The organism is Micromonospora sp. NPDC005206, assembly GCF_040608175.1.
Taxonomy (GTDB): Bacteria; Actinomycetota; Actinomycetes; order Mycobacteriales; family Micromonosporaceae; genus Micromonospora.
In genome coordinates, this window is record NZ_JBEXHU010000029.1 from 15873 (window position 1) to 38974 (window position 23102).

Here is a 23102-nt window from a genome sequence, read left to right on the forward strand (position 1 = left end):
CGTCACCCGCGCCATGCGCGCCGACCCGGCGGAACGACCGAATCCGGGCGACACCCGGCACCCTGTGCCAGGCTCTTCTCATGGACGACAAGACCATCCTGAACCGGATCTCCGAACTGGTCGACGAGGAACACAAGCTGCGCGCGGCGGCTCAGGCCCACGAGTCGGGCACCGAAGGCGAGGCCAGCGAGCGGCTGCGCAACCTGGAGGAGTCCCTCGACCAGTGCTGGGACCTGCTGCGCCGCCGGCGGGCCGCCCGGCAGACCCACGGCGACCCGGATTCCCAGGGCGAACGCCCCAAGCCCGAGGTGGAGCGCTACCTGCAGTGACCGGCGCGGAGGGTCGGGCGGCCGGTGGGGCCGCCCGACCCGTCCCGGTCAGCGAACGCCCGCCTCACGCAGCAGCTCCCCGGTCAGCGCGGCGGGATCGACCTGCTCGGCGGCCAACCCCCGGGCCACGAACCAGGTGCCGACCACGCGCACGTCCCGGGCCAGGAACTCGGGCCCCTGCGGGTTCGCCACCACGTCGACCACCTGCGGCAGGTCGATCACGACCAGCCGGCCGTCGTGCACGAGCAGGTTGTACGGCGACAGGTCGCCGTGCGCGTAGCCGGCCCGGGCCAGCACCCGCAGCGCCTCCACCAGCTGGCCCCACAGGTCGCGGAGCTCGGCCGGACCGGGCCGCAGCTGGGCCAGCCGGGGCGCGGCCTGCCCCGACTCGGCGTCGCCGACGAACTCCAACATCAACTCGGTGCCCCGCAGCTGCACCGGGTACGGCACGGCGATCCGGTCGTGGCCGGCGCCGATCTCCCAGAGCCGGGCCAGGGCGGTGAACTCGGCCGCTGCCCACTGCCCGGCGATCATCTGCCGGCCGAAGGCCGTCCGGCCGGCCATCGCCCGGTTCTCGCGGGACCGGCGCACCCGCCGGCCCTCCAGGTAGCCGGCGTCCCGATGGAACAGCCGGTGCTCGGCGTCCCGGTAGCGCTTGACCGCCAGCAGGCAGGACCGGTCCGTGTCGGGCACCGCCCGACGGACCAGGTGCACGTCCGCCTCCTTGCCGGTCTTGAGAACACCCAGCTCGGTGTCCTTGGCGGCCAGCTCGGTGACCAGCCAGTCCGGGTACGGCTGCGGGCCGTGCACGGCGTCGTCCCAGGTCGACCAGTGGTCGCCGGTGTCCGGGTCAGGTTCGCCGTCCGGGTCGGCGGGCGGCTCAGTGGGCCGCCCGCGCTTCAGAAACTGCGGCTCGTCGTCGTCGAAACGACTCTTGCCGCGGGTCCGGCGCTCCAGCGCCGGAAGGTCATGATCGCGCACTGTGGTGAGGTTCCCTTGGTCGAGGCTGATGAAGGCAGCTGGAAGCGACCTGCGAAGACGGCCATGACCGACCCCCTCTCCTCGACCGGGCGCACGCCCGGGTGCACGATGCGTCGACCATGCTCGCCGTCGCCACGGCAGCCGGTCAATCGAATTACCGAAACCCCACCGCGAGCGGCACGGGCGGCGACGCGCGGGCGGCCCGTCAGCCGCCGAGCACGATGGCGACCGCGGCGATCAGCCCGTCCACGGATCGGCTCGGCGCGAACCGGGTGTCCGACCAGGTACGCCCCCGGTGCAGCCAGACGCTGGGCAGTCCGACCGCGGCGGCGCCGCCGATGTCCGCCTCCGGGCCGTCGCCGATCACCCAGGCGCCGCGCAGCGGCATCCGGACCCGCTGCGCGGCGAGCGCGAAGATCCGCGGGTTCGGCTTACTGACCCCGGCCTCCTCGGAAATCACCCAGTCGGCGACGTAGCGGTCCAGGCCGGTCTGGCGGATCTTGGCGTCCTCCACGCGTACCGTGCCGTTGCAGACCACCACCGGCACCCAGCCGGCGTCGTCGGCGATCCGCAGGGCGCATGCGGTCAGCGGATCGAGCCGGGTCTGCGCCACCACCCCGTCGTGCAGCTCCTCCACCAGATCGATCGAGGGAATGCGCAGCTCGTAGCGGTCCCGGATGGCGTCGGCCAGATCCCAGCGGTCGGTCAACCCGTCGGCGTCGATCGAGACCAGCCAGTCGATGTCGGCGGGGGGCGCTCCGATGCCGTCCAGGAAGCGCTCACCCCAGCGGCGGAACGGCCCAGCCCGATCCAACAGGGTGTTGTCCAGGTCCAGCAGGAGCAGTGGCACTCGGGCACCCTACGGGACCGACGTGTCCGCCAACAGGGCCGGCGGGTGTCGACCTGACGGTGGGCTCAACCGGACATCGACACCCGCTGGCCGCCCTGGTCCGGCAGTCGATCGGCGAGCATCGAATGGGCCGCGCGGGTGGCGGCGAGCGTGGCCGGATCCAGCGTGGCCACCAGCACCGCCGTGCCCTCGTCGGCGCCCCGGGCCAACGCCCGCCCCTGCGGGTCGTAGATCGCCGCGCCTCCGTTGAAGCGCCACGGGTCGACGCCCCCGACCGCGTTGGCGAAGACCACGAACATCGTGTTGTCCAGAGCGCGCGCGGCGTAGTACAGGTCCCGGCGGTGCTCGGAGCCGGCCAGGTAGCCGCTGGGGCACAGGTAACCGTGCGCGCCGTCGAGGGCGGCGGCGCGGCCGTGCTCGGGGAAGCAGCCGTCGTAGCAGATGCCCAGCCCGAGCCGCCAGTCGTCGACGAGCAGCGTGGCGCCCCGCCCACCGGGGCTGAAGAGGTCGCGTTCACCGCCCCACAGCTGCTGCTTGTCGTACCCGACGCGGACCACGCCGACCCGGTCGATCACCAGCGCGGCGATGGTCCGCCGGCCGTCCGGGTGCCGGGCCGCGGCGCCGACGACGGCGGTGACGCCGGCCTCGCGCGCCGCCGCGCGCAGCGGATCGAGCCGGGGGTCGGCGACCGCCCCGGCCGCATCGACCGTGACGTCGGTGCCGGCCGGGTCGGCGGCGAGGGTCGGCGGGTGGTACGCGCAGAGGTACAGCTCCGGCAGGACGGCCACCCGGGCGCCCTGCCCACCGGCCCGGCGGACCAAATCGGCGGCGGCGACCGCGTTGCCGGCGACGTCGCCGGGAGTCGGTGTGGCCTGGACGGTGGCGACGGTCAGCGGGGCAGCGGGGGTGCGGGGCGGGGTCACCGGGCGATGGTAGCGGTGCCGACTCGGGGCGATATACCAAGCCGTACGTACGGTTTGCGTGACGCGGGGTGACCTGCGACGATCGACGCGTGCCCAGAGTAAGCCAGGACCAGCTCGACGCGCGCCGGCAGGAAATCCTCGCCGCCGCGCGGGCTTGTTTCGCCCGGCACGGTTACGAGGGGGCGACCGTACGCCGCCTCGAGGAGGCCACTCGGCTCTCCCGGGGTGCCATCTTCCACCACTTCCGGGACAAGGACTCCCTCTTCCTCGCCGTCGCCGAGGACGACGCCGCGGCGATGGTCGAGACGGTGGCCCGCAACGGTCTGGTGCAGGTGATGCGCGACCTGCTGGCCGGCGCCGTGTCACCCGACACCACCGGCTGGCTCGGCAGCCAGCTGGAGGTCTCCCGCCGGCTGCGCACCGACCCGGCGTTCGCCCGGCGCTGGGCGGAGCGGTCCGCGGCGATCGCCGAGGCGACCCGGGACCGGCTGGCCCGCCAGCGCGACGCCGGGGTGCTGCGCGAGGACGTGCCGATCGACGTGCTGGCCCAGTTCCTCGAGCTGGCCTACGACGGCCTGGTTTTGCACCTGGCGATGGGCCGACCGGCCGGCGACCTGGGCCCCGTGCTCGACCTGGTCGAGGAGGCGGTCCGCCGCCGCTGAGCGGACCGCCGCCGCTGAGCGTCCAGCTCGGACGCCGGGTCCCCGACCGTGGCGGCGCTGCTCCACAATGAGGCCGCCGATCCCTCCGGCGACAGGAGCAGCCAATGACCGACCTCGCCGCGTCGGGCGACACCTGGGGCATCCCCGGCCCGACCTTCCTCCGGCTCTACCTCGTGGCGACCGCCGTGATGGTCGCGCTCGCGGTGTGGCACCGGTTCCGCCGGCCGGCCAGCGCCTCGGTCAGCGTGTCGGAGCCGCTCAGTCCGCAGCAGGCCGCGTACCTCAACGGCGGTCCCCGCCTCGCCGTGCACGCCGCGGTCGGCGGCCTGCGCGGCGCTGGCGCGATCGGCGTCGGCCCGGACCGCCGGCTGCTCACCACCGGCCCGGCGCCGACCGGGCTCACCCCACTGGACCAGGCGGTGCACTGGGCCGCCCACCAGCGCGCCCGAGCCGGCGACCTGCCTGGGGACCAACGGGTCCGCACCGCGCTCGACCAGCTCCGCGCCGGTCTGGAACAGCGTGGACTGCTGCTGAGCCACGAGCGGCGCGCCGCAGCCCGGCACTGGACCCTGGGCCTCGTCGGCCTGCTGGCCATCGGCGGATACCGGCTCTTCGCCGGGCTCTCCAACGGACGCCCGGTCGGCTACCTGCTGCTCGCCATGGTCGCGGTGCTGGCGGCGGCGCTGGTGCTGTGGCGGGTGCCGAACCTTACCCGGGCCGGTCGGGCCGCACTGCGCGACCTGCGAGGTCAGCACGCCCACCTGTCCCCCGCCTCGTCCCCCGCGTTCGCCACCTACGGTGCGGCGGGCGCGGCGATGGGCGTGGCGTTGTACGGCACCGTGTCGCTGTGGGCCCTCGACCCGGGCTTCGCCGAGCAGGCCGAGATCCAGCGCCAGGCGGCGGCGTCCAGCAGCGGCTGGTCGTCGGGCTCCAGCGGCGGCACGTCGGGCGACGGCGGGGGCAGCTCGTGCAATGGTGGCAGCTCGTGCGGCGGTGGCGGTGGCGGTGGATGCGGCGGCGGGGGGTGCGGCGGATGACCGGTCCGTACGGCGTCGGCATCGGCTGGCGCCCGGAGATCGCCGGCTTCGTGGCCGAGCTGCCCGGCCTGCGCTTCGTCGAGGTGGTGGCCGAGTCGGTGTCCGCGACCGGGCCACTGCCACCGGGCCTGGCGCAGTTGCGCGAGCGCGCGGTGACCGTCGTACCGCACGGGGTGCGGCTCTCCCTCGGCGGCGCTGAGCCGGTCGATCCGGCCCGGGTCGCCCACCTGGCCGCGGTGGCGCAGCGGGTCGACGCCCCGCTGGTCAGCGAGCACATCGCCTTCGTCCGGGCCGGCGGCCTGGAGGCCGGGCACCTGCTGCCGCTGCCGCGCAGCCGGGAGGCGGTCGACGCGGTCTGCGCCAACGTCGCCCGTGCACAGGCCGACCTGCCGGTGCCCATCGCGCTGGAGCCGATCGCCGCACTGGTCGACTGGCCCGACGACGAGCTGGACGAGGCGGACTTCCTCACCGAGATCCTGGACCGGACCGGGGCGCTGCTGCTGCTGGACGTGGCGAACGTGTACGCCAACGCCCGCAACCGGGGCACCGACCCGCTGGCTCTGCTGGATCGGCTGCCGCTGGACCGGGTCGGATACGTGCATGTGGCCGGGGGCGCGGAGCGTGGCGGCTTTTACCACGACACGCACACCGACCCGGTGCCGCCGGCGGTGCTGGAGCTGGTCGGCGCGCTCTGCGCCCGGCGACGACCGCCGGCGCTGCTGCTGGAGCGCGACGGTGACTACCCGCCCGCGGCCCGGCTCCGCACCGAGCTGGACGCCCTGTCCGCCGCCGCGAGCTTCCCGGTCGTGACTTAACGCTTCCCCAAGGATGAATCCGGGGGATTTCCGGCTCGGACCGCATTCGACCCCTCATCCCGTAGGGAGGTGATCGCATGTCTCACGTCGTCAGCACCGGCACGGTCGCGCTCTACCGTGGCGAGGATCGTCCTTGCGGCGTTGAGGTCACGGCAGGCGGTGAAACCGCAGGCCGCGCACTCGAACACTCTGACATTCAACCCGATGCGCTGCTTGGCTCTCGCCGCGCACGAGGAACACGTCATGGTCGTGTAGGCGGGCGGAACCAGCACCACCTTCCGGCCCGCCCGCATGCCCTGCTGGATCAGTTCCCGCTTGGCCGCGCCGATCGCGGCGTCAGCGGCCTTACGTGCCATCGTGGACCTGGCCAGGAACGTCGGTTTGAAATCCTCCACGGCGATCACCTGATGGTGGTCGACGATCCGTTTCGCCCACTGCCGGGAGTCGTGGCTGTTCTGCCGGGCGGATTTCTTGTGCAGCTTCGCCGCCGCACGCTTGGCCCTGCGGTAGCCGTTGGACTGTCCATGCCCGTTGGGTCGGCGGCGACGGGACATCTTTCGCTGCACTTTGGCCAGTTCGGCGGCGCACCGCTTGCGATGCCCGAGGTGCGGCAGGTCGAATCGGGCGTCGGTGGTTGTGGCGGTGGTCTTCACACCCCAGTCAATACCGATCGCCCCGGACACCGCGGGCGTGGCGGCCACCTCGCGGCGCACGACGAACGACGCGTACCAGTGCCCGAGGCTGTCTTGGTAGACGCGCACGCTGGTCGGCGGGGACGGCAGATCCCGCGACCACACGACGGGCACGAGGATGCCACCGGCAAGACGCAGCCGCCCGTCGGCGACGGTGAAGCCACGCAGGGTGTATTCCATGCTGGGCAGCGACCGTTTGCGGGTTTTCACCGTCGGCCGCCCACGGCCTTTCACGGTGAACGAGTGGCGCAGCGCGCCCGCGTAGGTGCGCAGCGCTTGTTGCTGGACGACTTGCGAGCCGTCACGCAACCACACGTTTCGGGCACGGGCTTCGGTGAGCATCTTGGACAGGCCGCCGAAGGTGGGCTTCGCACCGATCTTCTGCTGGTGCACAGCCTCGTTCCACAGGAACCGGCAGCGACCCCATTCGGCGAGCAGTGCGGCCGTCGCGGTCGCGCCGGGGCGCAGCCGGTAGGTGTAGCGCACTGTCTCCATCACAACAATCACTATAAAGCACAGCGCTATATAGTGCCGGGATGGATGAGGTCAGATCCAACAACAACGTCGTCTACCGCTGCAAATACCACGTCGTGTGGTGCCCGAAGTACCGCCGCCCCGTCCTCACCGGGGCAGTGGACGACCGGCTCAGACAGATCATTCGCGAGGTGTGCGCCGAACGAGACGCTCCCATCGAGGCAATCGAGACCATGCCCGATCAGGTCAACCTGCTGGTCGTCTGCGACCCGCAGTACGGCATCCACCGACTCGTCAAGCAGATCAAGGCCAGGTCGTCGCGACTTCTGCGGCAAGAATTTCCGCACCTCAAATCCAGGCTTCCGACCTTGTGGACCAACAGCTACTTCGTCGCCACAACCGGCGGCGCGACCTCAGAGGTGGTCAAACGCTATGTCGAAAACCAGCGCGACGTGTGAAACGGTCTCTTACCTCTCACGGCAAAAGCCGGGTTTCTCGGGACCGACCCGATGACCGACGCACGCGACGGCACCGGCACGCGGCCACCCGTCGATCTCACAAGGCTCGCCGACCGGCAGGCGGAGCTGGTGGCGACCCTGGTCGGCGGAGGGCCGCCACCGCCGGGGTTCGCACCGACCCAGCTCGCCGCCACGCGGGCGGCCCTGCTGCGCAAACGTGCCGGCGAGGTGGCCCGGCACTGGCCACTGCTCGCCGCCGGCCTCGGCGCCGGGTGGTCGACGACATTCGCCGGCTGGGCCGACCGGCGACCTACCGCCGGGTCGCTGTGCGACGGTTGGGACCTGGCCCGTGCGCTGGACGAGCAGCGTGCGCTGCCCCCGGCGGCCGCCGAGGAGCTGGCCGTCCGGGAGTCGCGCCTGCGCTACGACGGGCATCAGGCGCCGCGTCCCCGTCGGCTGCCGGCGGTCGCCCGCGCCGGCGGCGCCGTCGCGGTGCAGATCGCCGGCCGGGTACGCCTGCTGCGGCCTGCCCCGCGTCCCCCGGCGCCGCAGCCCGCCGGTGGCGACGGCGTACCGGATGCGGCAGGATCGGCGGCATGGATCTCGGACTGACCGACCGGGTGTACGTGCTCACCGGCGCCTCCCGCGGCCTGGGTTACGCGACGGCGCAGTGCCTGGTCGCCGACGGGGCCCGGGTGGTGCTCTCGGCCCGGGACGCCGACGCGGTGGCCGCCGCCGCCGAGCGGTTGGGCGGCCCGGAGCGGGCGGTCGGCTTGGCCGCGGACCTGGCCGACCCACAGACCCCCGGTCAGCTCGTCGCGGCGGCCCGGGAACACTTCGGTCGGCTCGACGGCGCACTCATCTCGGTCGGCGGCCCGCCCGCGGGCAACGCCGCGTCGGTCACCGACGAGCAGTGGCGGCAGTCCTTCGAGACCGTCTTCCTGGGCACCGTCCGCGCGGTACGCACGGTCGCTGACGCGCTGCCCGAGGGCGGCGCGATCGGGCTGGTGCTCTCCACCTCGGCCCGCGGCCCGGTGCCCGGCCTGGGCATCTCGAACGGCCTGCGGCCCGGTCTGGTGGGGGTCGCCAAGGACGTTGCCGACGACTACGGTCCGCGTGGAGTGCGGGTGGTCGGGCTGCTGCCCGGCCGTATCCTGACCGACCGCAACCGGGAGCTGTTCGCCTTGACGGGCGACCCGGAGCGGGCCCGAACGGAGGCGGAGGCCGGCATCCCGCTGCGGCGCATCGGCGACCCGGCCGAGTTCGGTCGCGTGGCCGCGTTCGTGCTCTCCCCCGCCGCGAGCTACCTGACCGGCCTCACCGTGCCGGTCGACGGTGGCGCGCTGCGCGGGCTGTGACGCCCGACGCGCTCCGGCGAGCCAGCGACGCGGCCGGGCACCCCCGGCCGACCCGGGCGGAGCTGGCCGCCGCCGCGGACCGGACCATCCCCGACGTTCTCGCGCCGGGGATGGCGGTGCTTTTCGTCGGCATCAACCCCGGTCTCTGGTCGGCCTCGACCGGCTGGCACTTCGCCCGGCCCGGTAACCGGTTCTGGCCGGCGCTGCACCGGGGAGGGTTCACCCCTCGACTGCTGCACCCGAGCGAGCAGGACGAGCTGCGCGCTCTCGGCCTCGGCATCACCAACATGGCCGCCCGGGCCAGTGCCCGCGCCGACGAGCTGACCACCGAGGAACTGCTCGACGGTGCCCGGCTGCTCACCGCCACGGTGGACCGGTACCGGCCGCGCTGGGTGGCGGTGGTGGGTGTGACGGCGTACCGGATCGGGTTCGGCCGGCCGAAGGCCACCTTCGGGCCGCAGCCGGAGTCGCTGGCCGGGGCACGGCTGTGGGTACTGCCCAACCCGAGCGGGCTGAACGCACATTTCACGCCGGTGACCCTGGGCGTCGCGTTCGCCGAGTTGCGCCTGGCGACCGGGCTGCCGGACCGCCGCCCGGGCTGAGCCGGCGCGCCGCCGGGGCCGGTGGGTCAGTTCGCCGCCGCGGGCGGCAGCGCCTCGTCGGCGACGTAGGTGCCCAGCGGCATGATCACCGGCTCGGGGCCGGTCGCGTCCACGTACGGGGTGGGCGAGTCGGCGATCGCGAACTGGGTCCGGTACAGCTCGGCGTAGAGCCCGCCGACCGCGACCAACTCCTCGTGCCGCCCGCGCTCCACGATCCGCCCGCCGTCCAGAACCAGGATCTGGTCGGCGTCGCGGACGGTGGAGAGCCGGTGCGCGATCACCAGCGCGGTTCGCCCGGCCAGCGCCACCGACAGCGCCCGCTGCACCGCCGCCTCGCTCTCCGAATCCAGGTGTGCCGTCGCCTCGTCGAGGATCACGATCGACGGGGCCTTGAGCAGCAGCCGGGCGATGGCGATGCGCTGCTTCTCGCCGCCGGAGAACCGGTAGCCGCGCTCCCCCACGGTGGTGTCGAGCCCGTCGGGCAGCGACCGGACCAGGTCGGCGACCTGGGCGCCGGCCAGCGCGGCCCAGATCTCGTCGTCGGTGGCGTCCGGCTTGGCGTAGCGCAGGTTCTCGGCGATCGTCTCGTGGAACAGGTGCGAATCCTGGGTGACGACGCCGATCTCGTCGCGCAGGGAGGCGAGCGTCGCGTCCCGCACGTCCACCCCGCCGACCAGCACCTGCCCGTCGGTGACGTCGTAGATCCGGGAGATCAGCATGGACAGCGTCGACTTGCCGGCGCCGGACGGGCCGACCAGGGCGACCATCTGCCCCGGCTCGACGCTGAACGAGACACCCTTGAGCACCGGCTCGTTGACGGTGCGGTCGAGCGTCGCGACCTCCTCCAGTGATGCGAGGGAGATCTCGGCGGCGCTCGGGTAGCGGAACCGCACGTCGCGGAAGTCGACCCGGCCGGTGCCTCGGGGCACCGGCACCGCGTCGGGCTTCTCCACGATGCCCGGCTTCAGGTCCAGCACCTCGAAGACCCGGTCGAAGGAGACCAGCGCGCTCATCACGTCCACCCGGACGTTGGAGAGCGCGGTGAGCGGGCCGTACAGGCGGGTGAGGAGCAGCGCGAGGGTCACCACCGTGCCCGCGCTGACACCGCCGGTCACCGCGAGCCAGCCGCCGAGGCCGTAGGTGAGCGCCTGGGCCAGCGAGGCGACCAGCAGCATCGCCACGAAGAACGTCCGCGAGTACATGGCGGACTGGATGCCGATGTCGCGCACCCGCTCGGCCCGGCCGGCGAACCGGCGGGCCTCGATCTCAGGCTGGCCGAAGAGTTTCACCAGCAGCGCGCCGGCCACCCCGAACCGCTCGGTCATCGTCGCGTTCATCTTGGCGTCGAGGTTGTACGCCTCGCGGGTGATGTCGGCCAGCCGCCGGCCCACCCGGCGGGCCGGAATGATGAAGATCGGCAGCAGCACCAGCGACAGCGCGGTGATCTGCCAGGAGAGCGTGAACATCACCGCGGCGGTGAGCACCAGCTGGATGACGTTGCTGACAACCCCGGACAGGGTGGACGTGAACGCCCGCTGGGCGCCGAGCACGTCGTTGTTGAGCCGGCTCACCAGCGCGCCGGTCTGGGTGCGGGTGAAGAACTGTAGCGGCATCCGCTGCACGTGGTCGTAGACCCGGGTGCGCAGGTCGAGGATGATGCCCTCGCCGATCCGGGCGGAATACCAGCGCTGGGCCAGCGAGAGCAGCGCGTCGGCGACCGCCAGCGCGGCGATGAACAGGGCCAGCTTGACCACCAGCCGACCGGCCTCGGTGCCGCCCCGGTTGATCGCGTTGATCACGTCGCCGGCGAGCACCGGGGTGGCCACGCCGATGATGGCGGCCAGCACCACGGTGGCCAGGAAGACCACGATGTCGCGCCGGTAGGGCTGGGCGAAGGCGACGATCCGCCTGGCCACCCCGTGCTTCAGCCGGTGGGTGGAGACCTCGTCCCGGTTACGCATCGACCGGAGCATGCTCCAGCCCGCCATGCCACCGCCGGACATCGGGTTGGACACCGTTCACCTCCGGGTTGTCGGGCAGACCGCATCGTCAGGTCAATTCTCCCGACGACTGTGACAACCTCGGTCGTAACCCGGATCTTCCCGTACGGTCCTTACTATTCTCCCTGGCCGGCGAGATCACGCAGCCGGCGGGTCTGTGCCTCCCGCTCGGCGCGCTGCTGGTCGGCGTGCGACCGCCCGGCGGCCCCGGCGAGCAACGCCTTGATCTCCACCACCGCGTCCCGGGCGCCCGCGAGCAGGCCGGCGGTCAGGTCACGGACCGCGCCGTCCAAGTCGATCGGCGGCACGACGAGGGTGGCCAGCCCGATCCGGTCCGCCTCGGCGGCGTCCAGCCGACGGCCGGTCGCGCAGATCTCCAGCGCCCGGGCATAGCCGACCAGCTCGACGAGCCGCTTCGTGCCGGCCAGGTCGGGCACCAGACCGAGGGTCACCTCGGCCATCGACAGCTTCGCGTCGGTGGTCAGGACCCGCAGGTCACAGGCGAGCGCGAGCTGGAACCCGGCGCCGATCGCGTGCCCCTGCACGGCCGCGACAGAGATGACATCCGGGCGGTGCAGCCACGTGAAACCGGCCTGGAACTCGGCGATCCGGTCCGCGCACTCCTGCTCGGGCAGCGTGGCCAGCTCGGCGAAGGACCCCGGGCCGGAAGCGCCAGCGACGGAGAGGTCGAGACCGGCGGAGAAGGCACGCCCCTCGCCCCGGACGACGACCACCCGCACGTCACCGGGCAGGTCGCGGGAGAAGTCGCTCATCGCCCGCCACATGGCGGGAGTCTGGGCGTTGAGTACGTCGGGCCGGCACAACGTCACCGTGGCGACCGGCCCGTCGCAGGTCAGCCGGACCCCGGTCGCCTCGGCGGTCACCGGGCGGCCCGGGGAGCGGAGCTGTCGGACGACGCTGGGGGGCGGGTCACGCCTTCTTGCGGCGCCGGGCACCGCCGCGCTGGCGCAGCTGCACCCCGGACTCAGTGAGCACTCGGTGGATGAACCCGTAGGAACGGCCGGTCGAGGCCGCCAGCGCGCGGATGCTCTCCCCCGAGGTGTACCGCTTTACCAGGTCCTTGGCGAGCGTCTGACGCTCGGCTCCGACGATCCGGCGACCCTTCTCAGTGCTGGTGGCTGTGCCAGTGGCTGCCATGCTGTGTCCTCACGTCCCAGACTGTGCGGTTCGGATACGGTCCCACCTATTAGACCGCCTCGAACGATCATGCGCCAGATATCAACTCTTCGCCAACCGACACGCTATGCAATGTCAGCTTCCCGATAGAGTGATCCTGGCGATCGGTCCCGCCGCACCGGCCGGGCGTACCACCATCGCCGCGCGACGATGCCCGTCGACGACCCGTACCCTGCGGTCGTGACCGACCTGTTGGGCACCGCGGCCGGGGCGGCCGTGGTCTTCGCGGCCACCGACATCGACGACATCGTCATCCTGACGCTGTTCTTCGTCACCGCCCGCCGCACCGGCCGACTGCGGGTCCGGCAGATCGTGGCCGGGCAGTACCTCGGCATCGGGACGCTGGCGTTGGCCAGCGTGGTGGTCGCCGCGGGCCTGCTGGTGGTGCCGGACCCGTGGACCGGGCTGCTCGGGCTGCTGCCGATCGCGCTCGGGGTCCGCGCTCTCGTTCAGCGCGACGGCGACGAGGAACCCGTCGTGGTGTCCTCCACACTCGGGGTGGCCGGAGTGACGATCGCGAACGGCGCCGACAACGTGGCCGTCTACGTACCCGTGTTCCGGGCCCTCGGCCCCGCCGACAGCGCGGTCTTCCTGCTGGTCTTCGTGCTGCTCATCGCGCTGTGGTGCGCCGTCGCGGCCTGGCTGGGCGGGCATCCCAGGATCGTCCGGCTGGTCGAGCGCGCCGGCCACTGGCTGGTGCCGGCGATCTTCGTCGGCATCGGGGTGGTGATCCTGGTCAGCTCCGGCGTGCTCGGCCGGCTGGTCGACCTGCTCGGCTGAGGGCGGCCCCGGATGTTAGGAAGGGCCCCTTCTTATCGCCTCGCGATAAGAAGGGGCCCTTCCTAACAGGCAGCGACCGGGAGCGGTCAGGCCAGCTCGACCAACTCGAGCAGGTCGTCGCTCCAGGCGTCCTCGTCGCCGTCCGGCAGCAGGATGGCCCGGTCCGGCTTGAGCGCCAGCACCGCGCCCGGGTCGTGCGTGACCAGCACGATCGCGCCCGGATAGTTGGCGATCGCGTCCAGCACCTGCTCCCGGCTGACCGGGTCGAGGTTGTTCGTCGGCTCGTCGAGCAGCAGCACGTTGGCGCCGGAACAGACCAGGGTCGACAGGGCCAGCCGGGTCTTCTCGCCGCCGGAGAGCACCCCGGCCGGCTTGTTCACGTCGTCGCCGGAGAAGAGGAACGCGCCGAGAATCTTGCGCAGGTCGGTGTCGGACTGCTCGACGGCAGCGGCGCGCATGTTCTCCAGCACCGTCCGCTCCACGTCCAGCGTCTCGTGCTCCTGGGCGTAGTAGCCCAACCGCAGCCCGTGCCCGGCGTGCACCTCGCCGGTGTCCGGGGTGAGCAGGCCGCCGAGCATTCGCAGCAGCGTCGTCTTGCCGGCGCCGTTGAGCCCCAGGATGGCCACCCGCGAGCCGCGGTCCACCGCCACGTTGACGTCGGTGAAGATCTCCAGCGAGCCGTACGACTTGGACAGGCCGGTCGCGGTGAGCGGGGTCTTGCCGCAGGGCGCGGGGCTGGGGAAGCGCACCTTGGCCACCCGGTCGGCGACCCGCACCTCCTCCAGGCCGGAGATGAGCTTCTCGGCCCGGCGGGCCATGTTCTGCGCGGCGACGGTCTTGGTGGCCTTGGCCCGCATCTTGTCGGCCTGCGCCATCAGGGCGCCGGCCTTCTTCTCCGCGTTGGCCCGCTCCCGGCGGCGGCGCCGCTCGTCGGTCTCGCGCGCCTCCAGGTAGGCCTTCCAGCCCAGGTTGTACACGTCGACCACGGACCGGGTGGCGTCGAGGAACCAGACCTTGTTGACCACCGACTCCAGCAGCGCGCCGTCGTGGGAGATCACGATCAGGCCGCCCTTGTGGTTGGCGAGGAAGCCGCGCAGCCAGGTGATCGAGTCGGCGTCGAGGTGGTTGGTCGGCTCGTCCAGCAGCAGGATGCCGCCGCCGTTCTCGCCGGCGTCCCGGAACAGGATCCGGGCCAGCTCGATGCGCCGCCGCTGACCGCCGGAGAGGGTGCCGATGGTCTGCGCCAGCGCGCGGTCCGGCAGGCCGAGGTTGGCGCAAATCCGGGCGGCCTCGGCCTCGGCCGCGTACCCGCCCAGGGCGGCGAACTGGTCCTCCAGCGCGCCGTAGCGGCGAACCAGCTTGTCGTCGGCGTCCTCGGCGAGCCGGGCCTCGACCTCCTGCATCTGGGACATCAGCACGTCCAGGCCGCGCGCGGAGAGGACCCGGTCGCGGCCGGTCACCTCCAGGTCGCCGGTGCGCGGGTCCTGCGGCAGGTAGCCGATGGCGCTGCGCTGGTCGATCTGCCCGGCGTACGGCTGACCCTCGCCGGCGAGCACCTTCAGCGTGGTCGTCTTCCCGGCGCCGTTGCGGCCCACCAGGCCGATCCGGTCACCGGGCTGCACACGCAGGGTGGTGTCGGACAGCAGGATCCGGGAGCCGGCACGCAGTTCCAGGCCGGTGGCAGTGATCATCTGTTCGGGGCTCGCTCTCGGGGTCTGGAAGGCTGACTCGGGGCACGCGAAACGGCCGGCGGGCTCGGTGGCCCGACGGCGCGGGGCGGTTCAGCCTTCGCAGCGCAGCACCCAACCAGTGTACCGGGCGCTCCTGGACGTCCCGCCCGGATTACCAGCCAAGATCATCGGGTACGGGTAACGGCTATCCGGACCAGTCCGGCACTGAGGCGACACAACGACATTCACACGACAATCACCGGCATACGGCGATCGGGGTCAGCATGGAACTCAACGAGCGGGCCGAACTCGACACCTCCCAGGTCAACGACCTCGGTCGGGGCGGCGGATCCGGCGGCGGCATCGGCATCCCGATCCCCGGCGGCGGCGGTCGGGGCGGGATCATCGGCATCGTGGTGGCCGTGCTGGTCGCGCTGCTCGGCGGCGGGTTCGGCCTGAACGCGATGACCAACGGCGACGACGGCGGGCAGGCCGGCGGCACCAAGCTGGAGGGGTGCGACACGAGCAACGCCCAGCGCTTCGAGGACGTGCGCTGCCGCAACCTGCTCTACGTCAACAGCATCCAGGACTACTGGGAGAAGGCGTACCCGGAGCTGGGCAAGGGGACGTACGAGCCGACCACCACCAACTACTTCGAGGCCGCGGTCAACACCGGCTGCGGCCAGGCAGACTCCGGCGTCGGCCCGTTCTACTGCCCGGCCGACCGGAAGGTGTACATCGACCTGAGCTTCTACAACGAGCTGGCCTCCCGGTTCGGCGCCAAGGGCGAGTTCGCCGCGCCGTACGTGCTCGCCCACGAGTACGGCCACCACGTCCAGAACCTGCTCGGCACCAACGAGCGGGCCGGCCAGGGCGACCAGAGCGGGCCCCGCTCCACCTCCGTACGTCTGGAACTGCAGGCCGACTGCTACGCCGGCGCCTGGGCGAAACACGCCACCGAGAGTAAGGACAAGACGGGCCAGGAACCGCTGTTCAAATCGGTCACCGAGACCGACATCAGCGAGGCGGTCCAGACCGCCGAGGCGATCGGTGACGACACCATCCAGCAGCGCTCCGGCGGTCGGATCAACCCCGACCAGTTCACCCACGGCACCTCCGAGCAGCGGCAGCGCTGGTTCCGGCAGGGTTACGACCGCGGCGACCCGAACACCTGCGACACCTTCGGCACCAACCAGCTCTGACACCGCACACCTGTCGTGGCAGGCCCTCAAAAGGCCTGCCACGGCCACTTCCGGCCCAACTGGTCGCGGTGACGGCCATGGCGGTCGTCATCCTCGCCGCCTGACCAGCCGGCGCGTCAGCCCGTACCGCGCGGCGTCGAACCGACGCCCGTGGTCAGGCCGGGGCGGGGTCGCGGACCAGGATCCGGACCGCCCGGGCGGCCGCGATCGCGGCGACCAGCACGGCGTGCCGGGGCTCGGGCACGTCCAGCAGCCGCTCCGCGCGCAGCGCCGCCAGCGGGGCGAGCCGCCGGTCGGCCAGCACGGTGTCCACCGCCCGCCGGTCGCCGCCGCAGACCAGCGCGCTCAGCGACGACGCCTCCGGCAACAGCAGCCGTACGGCCAGCTCGGCCGCGTCGCCCAGCGCTGCCTTCGCCTGGTTGTCGCGTCGTCGGGCGAAGCGCTGCTGGGACCACCCTCCGGCCGCGGTGCGGCCCTGCACGTACCGGGTGTCCACCTTGGAGACCGTCAGCTCCTCCCCCGCCGCGACACCGACCGCCACCGCGCCCTTGCGTGCGAGCAGCAGGCCGATCCGGCGGGGCGTGGCCACGGCGGCCACGAAACCGGGTACGTCCGGGGCGGCCGGCGCGCCAGGTGGGGCGTGCAGCTCGGCGGTGGCCCCGTCGGGTGCGGCGAGCAGCAGCCCGTACCCCTGGACGGTCGTGGTGGGCGGGCCGTGCCGGTCGGCGAAGCCCTCGACCCAGCGCCCGACGCGGGCCGGGTCGACCTCGACCCACCGGCCGCCCCCGGCTGCGGGTCGACTGGTCACCGCCCGACCGTACGGCACGGCGGGCCCGGCCGGACCGTCGGGCGGGGAACGCTCAGCCTGGCAGCAACGCGACCACCGCCAGCGCGGCGATGAGCGCGCTGGAGACCAAGCCGGTGACCAGCCGGCCGCGCGGCCCGGCCAGCGCCCGACCGACCACGGTGCCTCCACCGGCGATGAGCAACTGCCAGCTCGCCGACGCCAGGAAAACGCCCGCCACGAAGAGCGCCGCGGAGCCCGCATGCGCATCGGTGGTGGCACGACGGCCGAGCACCAGCGCGGCGAAGTAGAGCACCGTCATCGGGTTCAGCAGGGTCAGCCCGAGCAACGCGGCGTAGGCCCGACCGGGAGTGCTCAGACCTCGACCGGCGGGTGCCGTGGGCGCCTGCCGCGAGCGGTGGGCGCGCCAGGTCCGCCACAGGCCGTGCGCGGCGAGACCCAGCAGGACCACCGCGGCGACCACCCGCAGCGGCCCGGCGACCGGCGCGATGATCCCGACCAGACCGGCACCGCCGAGCACGGCAACCGCCGCGTAGAGCCCGTCGGCCGTCGCCACCGCGAGCGCCGCGGCCGCACCGACCCGCAACGAGGTACGGGCACTGAGCCCCAGGATGAGGATCGCGATCGCGCCGACGGGGATGGCGACCCCGTAGCCGGCCACGAGACCGGCGAGGAACGCCCCGCTCACGACGACGGGCAACGGATCGAGGCGAGCCCAGGCCCGGTGCGCTGTCGGCGCGCGGCGGTGGCCGCGCGGACAGGAACCTGCTTCGGGTACGCCTCAATCACATGCGCATCCTGTGCGCCGAGGTCGCGCACCGCCACCGGATTTCCGCGCCCCGCGCCAAGATCGTGCTCGATCCAGGAAGTAGTGGCCTCATCAACTGGCGGTAGGCACTCTTTCCAAGATCGAGCACGATCATGGGATCCGATTGGGCCGCCAGGCCGATCAGGGCCTTCCGGCGAGCCCCTGGGGGTGGCGACCGAGGTAGGAGAGCAGGACGCTGACGTCGTCGGCCTCCGGCCCGGGGTCGATCGCCGGGGCGTACGCGCCATAGGCTCGCAGCGGCTCGACGATCTGCCGGGCGACCACCAGCAGGGGGCGGGCCAGTTCGTCGCTGAGCGGAGACGGCTGCTCGGTGGCCGCCGCGATGTCCCAGGCGTGCACTGCCGCGTCGAGGGCGCACGCGACGGCACCAACCTGGGCCGACAGTTTGCCCTGGGGCAGCGGCGTGGGCACCTGCGGGTCGTCGTCGGCGACACCTGCCCAGGCTCGTGCGGACGCGTCGAGGGCGGCGCGTAGGCCGACCAGCTTGTCACCGTCGACGCGGCCGGAGGGCGAGAACGGGTCCTCCGCCGGCCCCTGCCCGCCGACGATCGCCGCCGCGAAGGCGATCTGGTCTCCGGTCGCGTGCTGAAGCACCTGGGTGACCGTCCACCGCTCGCACGGGGTGGGCCGATCCCAGGCGTCGGCCGGAACCCTCTCGACAACCGTCCGGAGCGCCTGGTGCGCCTCGTCGAGCACGGTCCGCCACTGCCCAGCTGCCATCTCGCTCATCGTCCTGACCTCTCCGCCGACGCCGTCAAACGAGCGACTCCACTCGCTTGCGGAGCGGAATGTTCCGCTCCGTCGTGCTGAGATCAGCTTAGCAGACCGGAACGATCCGTTCCACTATTGGTTCGCACTGGTTCAGAACGCATCGAGCGCGGCACCCAAACGGGCGCCGCGCTCGACGAAGGTGAGACGAAAACGGGTCAGACGTTGAAGCCGAGGGAACGGAGCTGGTCCCGACCCTCGTCGGTGATCTTGTCCGGACCCCACGGCGGGAGCCACACCCAGTTGATCCGGATGTCGTTGACCAGGCCGCCGCCGGGGCCGGTGGTCAGCGCCTGCCGGGCCTGGTCCTCGATCACGTCGGTCAGCGGGCAGGCCGCCGAGGTGAGCGTCATGTCCAGGGTCGCGACGTTCTCGTCGTCGACGTGCACCCCGTACACCAGGCCCAGGTCGACCACGTTGATGCCGAGCTCCGGGTCGACGACGTCCTTCATCGCCTCCTCGACGTCGGCGATCATGGCCTTGCTGACGCCGGTCGTCGGGGTGGCGGCGTCGCCGGCACCCGCCGTCGCGGCGCCGTCGGTCGTCACGGCGTCGGTCTGCGCCGCCGCGGTGGCGTCACCGGCCTCCGGCGTCGCTGCGGTAGCGGTGTTCTCGCTCATGCCTTCACCTCCGGGCTCACGCCCACACCGGCGCGTGCCGCGGCGTCCTTGAACGCCATCCACGGCAGCAGCGCGCACTTGACCCGGGCGGGGTAGCGGGCCACACCCGCGAAAGCCACCCCGTCACCGAGCACGTCCTCGTCCGGCGTGACCTGACCACGCCCGGACATCAACTCCACGAACGCCTCGTGCACCTCGAAAGCTTCCCCAGCGCCCCGACCGCGCAGCAACTCGTGCAGCACGCTCGCCGACGCCTGGCTGATCGAGCAGCCCATCCCGTCGTACGAGATGTCGTGCAGCACGGCGCCGTCGGTGGCCACCCGGACGGTGACCTCGTCGCCGCAGGTCGGGTTGACGTGGTGCGCCTCGGCGACCTGGTCGCCCGCGTCGTCGGCATCACGCAGGCCACGGCCGTGCGGGTGCTTGTAGTGATCCAGGATGATCTCCTGGTAGAGCTGGTCGAGTTGCATCAGTCGAACACCTTCCGCACCTGCTCCAGACCAGCCACCAGAGCGTCGATCTCCTCGGTGGTGGTGTAGAGGTAGAACGAGGCCCGGGTCATCGCCGGGACACCGAACCGGCTGCACACCGGCTTCGCGCAGTGGTGGCCCACCCGCACCTGCACGCCGAGCGAGTCGAGCACCTGACCCACGTCGTGCGGGTGCACGTCACCCAGCGCGAACGAGATGGTGCCGCCCCGGCCCACCGGCACGGTCGGGCCGAAGATCCGCAGGCCGCGCACCGAACCGAGGGCGTCCAGCGCGTACGCCGTCAGCTCCTTCTCGTGCCACTGGATGGCCTGCATCCCGATCCCGGTGAGGTAGTCCACCGCCGCGCCGAGCGCGACCGCCTCGGCGATCGGCGGGGTGCCGGCCTCGAACCGGGCCGGTGGAGCGGCGAACGTCGACCGGGCCATGGTGACCGTCTCGATCATCGAGCCGCCGCCGAACACCGGCGGCATCGCCGCCAGCAGCTCGGCCCGGCCCCAGAGCACGCCGATGCCGGTCGGGCCGCACATCTTGTGCCCGGTGAAGACGATGTAGTCGGCGTCCAGGTCGACCACGTCGACGGGCAGGTGCGGCACCGACTGCGAGCAGTCCAGCAGCAGCAGCGCCCCCACCTCACGGACCCGCGCGGTGATCCGGGCGGTGGCGTTGATCGTGCCGAGGATGTTCGACATGTGCACCAAAGAGACGATCTTCGTCCGTTCGGTGACCAGGTCGTCGAGGCCCGACTCGTCGAGCCGGCCCTGATCGGTGACCGGGAACCAGCGCAGGGTCGCGCCGGTCCGCTCACAGAGCAGCTGCCACGGGACGATGTTCGAGTGGTGCTCCATCTCGGAGATCACCACCTCGTCGCCAGGCCCGAGCCGGAACCGGGGGTCGGCGTCCGGGCGCAGCGAGGCGTTGGAGAAGGCGTACGCCACGATGTTGATCGCCTCGGTGGAGTTCTTGGTGAACACCACCTCGTCCGAGCTCGACGCGTTGAGGAACGCGGCGACCTTGGCGCGCGCCCCCTCGTACGCCTCGGTGGCCTCGGAGCCCAGGGTGTGCACCGAACGCGACACGTTGGCGTTGTGCCGCGCGTAGTGCTCTCCGAGCACGTCGAGCACCTGCCGTGGCTTGTGCGAGGTGTTGGCGCTGTCGAGGTAGACCAGCGGGTGCCCGTTGATCTCCCGCTCCAGGATCGGGAAGTCGGCGCGCACCCGGGCCACGTCGAAACGCGGCACGTCGTCGTACTGCGGCATCCCCGAAGGGATCGCGATGCTGGTCATCTCGGCAGCGCCTCTCCCGCTCAGGCCCGGGCCGTGCCGGCCCCGGCGGCGTACCGCTCGTAGCCCTCGGCCTCGAGCTTGTCGGCCAGCTCCGGGCCGCCCTGCTCGACGATCCGGCCGGCCACGAAGACGTGCACGAAGTCCGGCTTGATGTAGCGCAGGATCCGCGTGTAGTGGGTGATCAGCAGCACGCCGGTGTCGCCGGTGTCACGGACCCGGTTGACGCCCTCGCTGACGACCCGCAGCGCGTCCACGTCGAGGCCGGAGTCGGTCTCGTCGAGGATCGCGATCTTCGGCTTGAGCAGCTCCAGCTGGACGATCTCGTGCCGCTTCTTCTCACCACCGGAGAAGCCCTCGTTGACGTTGCGCTGGGCGAACGCCGGGTCCATCTGGAGGCGCTCCATGGCACCGCGCAGCTCGCCGCCCCAGGTGCGCAGCTTCGGGGCCTCGCCGTCGATGGCGGTCTTCGCGGTGCGCAGGAAGTTCGCCACCGAGACGCCGGGGACCTCGACCGGGTACTGCATGGCCAGGAAGAGGCCGGCGCGGGCCCGCTCGTCGACGGTCATGGCGAGCACGTCCTCGCCATCGAGGGTCACCGTGCCGCCGGTGATCTCGTACTTGGGGTGGCCGGCGATCGAGTACGCCAGGGTGGACTTGCCGGAGCCGTTCGGGCCCATGATCGCGTGGGTCTCACCGGAGCGGACGGTCAGGTCGACGCCCGACAGGATCGGCTTGAGCTCACCCTCGGGCAGCTTGACCGACACCTTCAGGTCGCGGATCTCCAGGGTGCTCATTATCGGGTCACTCCATTACTCGGCGTCAGGCTGAGGTAGATGTCGCCGTCGCGGACTTCGACGGGGTAGACGGGTACGGGTTCGGTGGCCGGCAACCCGGAGGGCTGCCCGGTGCGCAGGTCGAAACGCGAGCCGTGCAGCCAGCACTCGAGTGTGCAGCCGTCGACCTCACCCTCGGAGAGGGCGACCGAGGCGTGCGAGCACTCGTCGTAGGCGGCGTAGAACTGGCCGTCCTCGCCGTGCACCAGCGCGATCGGGGTGCCGTCGACGTCCGCGCTGATCGCGGTGCCCTTCGGCACATCCTCGGTGGAGCAGATCCGGATCATCAGGCGCCAGCCTTGGTCAGCCGGGCCTCGATCGCGTCGCCAAGACGCTCCCGCAGTGACTCCACCGGGATCTTGTTGATCAGCTCGGCGAAGAAGCCGCGAACCACCAGGCGGCGGGCCTCGCCCTCCGGGATGCCCCGGGCCATCAGGTAGAAGAGCTGCTCGTCGTCGAAGCGGCCGGTCGCGCTGGCGTGGCCGGCGCCGGCGATCTCGCCGGTCTCGATCTCCAGATTGGGTACGGAGTCCGCCCGCGCGCCGTCGGTGAGCAACAGGTTCCGGTTGATCTCGTACGTGTCGGTGCCGGTCGCCTCGGCCCGGATCAGCACGTCGCCCACCCAGACGGTGTGCGCGTCCTCGCCCTGCAGGGCGCCCCGGTAACCGACGTAGCTGCGGCAGTCCGGCACGCTGTGGTCCACCAGTTGCCGGTGCTCGAGGTGCTGGCCGGAGTCGGCGAAGTAGACGCCGTACAGCTCGGCCTCGCCGCCGCGGCCGGTGTACTCCACCGACGTGTACTGCCGGACCAGGTCACCGCCGAGGCTGACCTGGACGTGCGTCACCCGGGCGTCCCGACCCAGCTTGATCTTGAGGTGCTGTGCCTGCACCGCGTCGTCGGCCCAGTCCGCGACGGTGACCAGGGTCAGCTTCGCCCCGTCGGCCACGGAGACCTCGACGTTGTCGGCCAGGGTCACCGAGCCGACGTGCTCCAGCACCAGGGTCATCTCGGCGAACCGGCCCACCTCGACGAAGGTGTGCCCGAAGGCCACGCCCTCGGCGTTGTCGCCGACCACCCGCAGGCTCACCGGCGCACCCACCACGACGTCGCTGGCCACGCTGAGCAGCAGCGCCTGACCGGCACCGCCGTAGGCGAGCGCGCTGACCCGGTCGACCGGGGTGAGCACGCTGCCCACCCGCGGGTCGTCGGTGCCGATCCGCTCGACGGCCACGCCCTCGGGCAGGTCGCCGTACTCGTGCCGGACCGTGCCGGTGGCGGCCAGCGCCTCACCGGCGAGGCCGCGCAGCCGCTTGAGCGGAGTGAAACGCCAGTCCTCCTCCAGGCCGGTGAGGGCCGGGAAGTCGGCGACGTCGTACGAGCGCAGCGCCTGCGACTTGGTGCTGGGCGGCGGCGCGGAAGCCTGGGTAGTCATGTCTTCCTTGG

27 protein-coding genes are annotated in these 23102 nt (G+C 72.1%); 10 read left to right on the forward strand and 17 right to left on the reverse strand.

Annotated features, from left to right (window positions below):
* Positions 1 to 80 precede the first annotated feature (80 nt).
* On the forward strand, positions 81 to 329 hold the full coding sequence (locus tag ABZU69_RS32535; RefSeq protein ID WP_328418721.1) for a DUF2630 family protein: 249 nt from the start codon (positions 81 to 83) through the stop codon (positions 327 to 329).
* 48 nt (positions 330 to 377) lie between these two features.
* Here ABZU69_RS32535 and ABZU69_RS32540 read toward each other — a convergent pair whose 3' ends face one another.
* The 3 genes from ABZU69_RS32540 to ABZU69_RS32550 form a co-directional block, all read right to left on the reverse strand.
* Positions 378 to 1310: an RIO1 family regulatory kinase/ATPase gene (locus tag ABZU69_RS32540; RefSeq protein ID WP_354968127.1), complete on the reverse strand. Its 933-nt coding sequence runs from the start codon at positions 1308 to 1310 to the stop codon at positions 378 to 380.
* Positions 1311 to 1515: 205 nt separating this feature from the next.
* Positions 1516 to 2160, reverse strand: coding sequence for an HAD family hydrolase (locus tag ABZU69_RS32545; RefSeq protein ID WP_354968128.1), 645 nt, complete (start codon positions 2158 to 2160; stop codon positions 1516 to 1518).
* Between the two features lie 65 nt (positions 2161 to 2225).
* Positions 2226 to 3083 (reverse strand): carbon-nitrogen hydrolase family protein, encoded by an 858-nt coding sequence (locus tag ABZU69_RS32550; RefSeq protein WP_354968129.1) that lies wholly within the window; start codon positions 3081 to 3083, stop codon positions 2226 to 2228.
* Between the two features lie 89 nt (positions 3084 to 3172).
* Here ABZU69_RS32550 and ABZU69_RS32555 point away from each other — a divergent pair, with 89 nt between their 5' ends.
* The 3 genes from ABZU69_RS32555 (at position 3173) to ABZU69_RS32565 (ending at position 5597) form a co-directional block, all read left to right on the forward strand.
* Complete coding sequence (locus ABZU69_RS32555) at positions 3173 to 3745, forward strand: helix-turn-helix domain-containing protein (protein WP_354968130.1); 573 nt, start codon at positions 3173 to 3175, stop codon at positions 3743 to 3745.
* A 104-nt stretch (positions 3746 to 3849) separates the two neighbouring features.
* Positions 3850 to 4782, forward strand: a complete 933-nt coding sequence (locus ABZU69_RS32560; protein ID WP_354968131.1) for a TIGR04222 domain-containing membrane protein — start codon at positions 3850 to 3852, stop codon at positions 4780 to 4782.
* A complete protein-coding gene (locus ABZU69_RS32565; RefSeq protein ID WP_354968132.1) occupies positions 4779 to 5597 on the forward strand; it encodes a DUF692 domain-containing protein in 819 nt (272 codons plus the stop codon). Before ABZU69_RS32560 ends, ABZU69_RS32565 begins: the two co-directional genes overlap by 4 nt.
* Here ABZU69_RS32565 and ABZU69_RS32570 read toward each other — a convergent pair.
* On the reverse strand, positions 5594 to 6784 hold the full coding sequence (locus tag ABZU69_RS32570; RefSeq protein WP_354968164.1) for a transposase: 1191 nt from the start codon (positions 6782 to 6784) through the stop codon (positions 5594 to 5596). The two genes, ABZU69_RS32565 and ABZU69_RS32570, sit on opposite strands and share 4 nt — an antisense overlap.
* A gap of 41 nt (positions 6785 to 6825) precedes the next feature.
* Between ABZU69_RS32570 and tnpA the strand changes: the two genes are divergently transcribed.
* Genes tnpA through mug form a run of 4 tightly spaced genes read left to right on the forward strand, consistent with a single transcriptional unit; the run spans position 6826 to position 9181 of the window.
* Positions 6826 to 7221 carry an IS200/IS605 family transposase gene (gene tnpA, locus ABZU69_RS32575; protein ID WP_354968133.1) on the forward strand — a complete coding sequence of 132 codons (396 nt, stop codon included), beginning with the start codon at positions 6826 to 6828 and terminating at the stop codon, positions 7219 to 7221.
* A gap of 51 nt (positions 7222 to 7272) precedes the next feature.
* Positions 7273 to 7833, forward strand: a complete 561-nt coding sequence (locus ABZU69_RS32580; protein WP_354968134.1) for a hypothetical protein — start codon at positions 7273 to 7275, stop codon at positions 7831 to 7833.
* Complete coding sequence (locus ABZU69_RS32585) at positions 7818 to 8579, forward strand: SDR family oxidoreductase (protein WP_354968135.1); 762 nt, start codon at positions 7818 to 7820, stop codon at positions 8577 to 8579. Before ABZU69_RS32580 ends, ABZU69_RS32585 begins: the two co-directional genes overlap by 16 nt.
* The gene (gene mug / locus ABZU69_RS32590; protein WP_354968136.1) at positions 8576 to 9181 is read left to right on the forward strand and encodes a G/U mismatch-specific DNA glycosylase; all 606 of its coding nucleotides are present in this window, start codon (positions 8576 to 8578) and stop codon (positions 9179 to 9181) included. The genes ABZU69_RS32585 and mug overlap by 4 nt, the downstream gene beginning before the upstream one ends.
* A gap of 26 nt (positions 9182 to 9207) precedes the next feature.
* Here the strand turns inward: mug and ABZU69_RS32595 are convergent, their stop codons facing one another.
* The 3 genes from ABZU69_RS32595 to ABZU69_RS32605 all read right to left on the reverse strand — a co-directional run bounded on the left by ABZU69_RS32595 (position 9208) and on the right by ABZU69_RS32605 (position 12339).
* Positions 9208 to 11184: an ABC transporter ATP-binding protein gene (locus ABZU69_RS32595; protein ID WP_354968165.1), complete on the reverse strand. Its 1977-nt coding sequence runs from the start codon at positions 11182 to 11184 to the stop codon at positions 9208 to 9210.
* Positions 11185 to 11297: 113 nt separating this feature from the next.
* Entirely contained in the window at positions 11298 to 12065 is a 768-nt protein-coding gene (locus ABZU69_RS32600; RefSeq protein WP_354968137.1) for an enoyl-CoA hydratase/isomerase family protein, read from the reverse strand.
* 46 nt (positions 12066 to 12111) lie between these two features.
* Positions 12112 to 12339: a helix-turn-helix domain-containing protein gene (locus tag ABZU69_RS32605; protein ID WP_007462679.1), complete on the reverse strand. Its 228-nt coding sequence runs from the start codon at positions 12337 to 12339 to the stop codon at positions 12112 to 12114.
* Positions 12340 to 12558: 219 nt separating this feature from the next.
* Between ABZU69_RS32605 and ABZU69_RS32610 the strand changes: the two genes are divergently transcribed.
* The gene (locus tag ABZU69_RS32610; RefSeq protein WP_354968138.1) at positions 12559 to 13158 is read left to right on the forward strand and encodes a cadmium resistance transporter; all 600 of its coding nucleotides are present in this window, start codon (positions 12559 to 12561) and stop codon (positions 13156 to 13158) included.
* A gap of 86 nt (positions 13159 to 13244) precedes the next feature.
* On the opposite strand, the gene ABZU69_RS32615 is transcribed toward ABZU69_RS32610, so the two are convergent.
* Positions 13245 to 14849: an ABC-F family ATP-binding cassette domain-containing protein gene (locus ABZU69_RS32615; RefSeq protein WP_354968139.1), complete on the reverse strand. Its 1605-nt coding sequence runs from the start codon at positions 14847 to 14849 to the stop codon at positions 13245 to 13247.
* A gap of 263 nt (positions 14850 to 15112) precedes the next feature.
* On the opposite strand from ABZU69_RS32615, the gene ABZU69_RS32620 reads away from it, so the two are divergent.
* Positions 15113 to 16030 carry a neutral zinc metallopeptidase gene (locus ABZU69_RS32620; RefSeq protein WP_354968140.1) on the forward strand — a complete coding sequence of 306 codons (918 nt, stop codon included), beginning with the start codon at positions 15113 to 15115 and terminating at the stop codon, positions 16028 to 16030.
* A 154-nt stretch (positions 16031 to 16184) separates the two neighbouring features.
* On the opposite strand, the gene ABZU69_RS32625 is transcribed toward ABZU69_RS32620, so the two are convergent.
* From ABZU69_RS32625 to sufD, 9 genes are all read right to left on the reverse strand, one after another.
* Positions 16185 to 16838, reverse strand: coding sequence for an acVLRF1 family peptidyl-tRNA hydrolase (locus tag ABZU69_RS32625; protein WP_354968141.1), 654 nt, complete (start codon positions 16836 to 16838; stop codon positions 16185 to 16187).
* A 52-nt stretch (positions 16839 to 16890) separates the two neighbouring features.
* Positions 16891 to 17535 (reverse strand): LysE family transporter, encoded by a 645-nt coding sequence (locus ABZU69_RS32630; RefSeq protein WP_354968142.1) that lies wholly within the window; start codon positions 17533 to 17535, stop codon positions 16891 to 16893.
* A gap of 249 nt (positions 17536 to 17784) precedes the next feature.
* Positions 17785 to 18393 carry a TIGR03086 family metal-binding protein gene (locus ABZU69_RS32635; RefSeq protein WP_354968143.1) on the reverse strand — a complete coding sequence of 203 codons (609 nt, stop codon included), beginning with the start codon at positions 18391 to 18393 and terminating at the stop codon, positions 17785 to 17787.
* Positions 18394 to 18590: 197 nt separating this feature from the next.
* The gene (locus tag ABZU69_RS32640) at positions 18591 to 19052 is read right to left on the reverse strand and encodes a metal-sulfur cluster assembly factor (protein ID WP_354968144.1); all 462 of its coding nucleotides are present in this window, start codon (positions 19050 to 19052) and stop codon (positions 18591 to 18593) included.
* Positions 19049 to 19522, reverse strand: a complete 474-nt coding sequence (gene sufU / locus ABZU69_RS32645) for a Fe-S cluster assembly sulfur transfer protein SufU (RefSeq protein ID WP_354968145.1) — start codon at positions 19520 to 19522, stop codon at positions 19049 to 19051. The genes ABZU69_RS32640 and sufU overlap by 4 nt, the downstream gene beginning before the upstream one ends.
* On the reverse strand, positions 19522 to 20826 hold the full coding sequence (locus ABZU69_RS32650; RefSeq protein WP_354968146.1) for a cysteine desulfurase: 1305 nt from the start codon (positions 20824 to 20826) through the stop codon (positions 19522 to 19524). The genes sufU and ABZU69_RS32650 overlap by 1 nt, the downstream gene beginning before the upstream one ends.
* 20 nt (positions 20827 to 20846) lie before the next feature.
* On the reverse strand, positions 20847 to 21620 hold the full coding sequence (gene sufC, locus ABZU69_RS32655; RefSeq protein WP_354968147.1) for a Fe-S cluster assembly ATPase SufC: 774 nt from the start codon (positions 21618 to 21620) through the stop codon (positions 20847 to 20849).
* On the reverse strand, positions 21620 to 21946 hold the full coding sequence (locus ABZU69_RS32660; RefSeq protein ID WP_074312767.1) for a non-heme iron oxygenase ferredoxin subunit: 327 nt from the start codon (positions 21944 to 21946) through the stop codon (positions 21620 to 21622). The genes sufC and ABZU69_RS32660 overlap by 1 nt, the downstream gene beginning before the upstream one ends.
* Complete coding sequence (gene sufD / locus ABZU69_RS32665) at positions 21946 to 23091, reverse strand: Fe-S cluster assembly protein SufD (protein ID WP_354968148.1); 1146 nt, start codon at positions 23089 to 23091, stop codon at positions 21946 to 21948. Before sufD ends, ABZU69_RS32660 begins: the two co-directional genes overlap by 1 nt.
* Positions 23092 to 23102: the final 11 nt, after the last annotated feature.

What these genes read in the sequence shown, in the direction of transcription:
- ABZU69_RS32535 (WP_328418721.1), top strand. Translation starts at nt 81, where the DNA reads ATGGACGACAAGACCATCCTGAACCGGATCTCCGAACTGGTCGACGAG.
- ABZU69_RS32560 (WP_354968131.1), top strand. Translation starts at nt 3,850, where the DNA reads ATGACCGACCTCGCCGCGTCGGGCGACACCTGGGGCATCCCCGGCCCG.
- ABZU69_RS32565 (WP_354968132.1), top strand. Translation starts at nt 4,779, where the DNA reads ATGACCGGTCCGTACGGCGTCGGCATCGGCTGGCGCCCGGAGATCGCC.
- ABZU69_RS32570 (WP_354968164.1), bottom strand. Translation starts at nt 6,784, where the DNA reads ATGGAGACAGTGCGCTACACCTACCGGCTGCGCCCCGGCGCGACCGCG.
- tnpA (WP_354968133.1), top strand. Translation starts at nt 6,826, where the DNA reads ATGGATGAGGTCAGATCCAACAACAACGTCGTCTACCGCTGCAAATAC.
- ABZU69_RS32580 (WP_354968134.1), top strand. Translation starts at nt 7,273, where the DNA reads ATGACCGACGCACGCGACGGCACCGGCACGCGGCCACCCGTCGATCTC.
- ABZU69_RS32585 (WP_354968135.1), top strand. Translation starts at nt 7,818, where the DNA reads ATGGATCTCGGACTGACCGACCGGGTGTACGTGCTCACCGGCGCCTCC.
- ABZU69_RS32595 (WP_354968165.1), bottom strand. Translation starts at nt 11,184, where the DNA reads ATGTCCGGCGGTGGCATGGCGGGCTGGAGCATGCTCCGGTCGATGCGT.
- ABZU69_RS32605 (WP_007462679.1), bottom strand. Translation starts at nt 12,339, where the DNA reads ATGGCAGCCACTGGCACAGCCACCAGCACTGAGAAGGGTCGCCGGATC.
- ABZU69_RS32615 (WP_354968139.1), bottom strand. Translation starts at nt 14,849, where the DNA reads ATGATCACTGCCACCGGCCTGGAACTGCGTGCCGGCTCCCGGATCCTG.
- ABZU69_RS32620 (WP_354968140.1), top strand. Translation starts at nt 15,113, where the DNA reads ATGGAACTCAACGAGCGGGCCGAACTCGACACCTCCCAGGTCAACGAC.
- ABZU69_RS32635 (WP_354968143.1), bottom strand. Translation starts at nt 18,393, where the DNA reads ATGAGCGAGATGGCAGCTGGGCAGTGGCGGACCGTGCTCGACGAGGCG.
- ABZU69_RS32640 (WP_354968144.1), bottom strand. Translation starts at nt 19,052, where the DNA reads ATGAGCGAGAACACCGCTACCGCAGCGACGCCGGAGGCCGGTGACGCC.
- sufU (WP_354968145.1), bottom strand. Translation starts at nt 19,522, where the DNA reads ATGCAACTCGACCAGCTCTACCAGGAGATCATCCTGGATCACTACAAG.
- ABZU69_RS32650 (WP_354968146.1), bottom strand. Translation starts at nt 20,826, where the DNA reads ATGACCAGCATCGCGATCCCTTCGGGGATGCCGCAGTACGACGACGTG.
- sufC (WP_354968147.1), bottom strand. Translation starts at nt 21,620, where the DNA reads ATGAGCACCCTGGAGATCCGCGACCTGAAGGTGTCGGTCAAGCTGCCC.
- ABZU69_RS32660 (WP_074312767.1), bottom strand. Translation starts at nt 21,946, where the DNA reads ATGATCCGGATCTGCTCCACCGAGGATGTGCCGAAGGGCACCGCGATC.
- sufD (WP_354968148.1), bottom strand. Translation starts at nt 23,091, where the DNA reads ATGACTACCCAGGCTTCCGCGCCGCCGCCCAGCACCAAGTCGCAGGCG.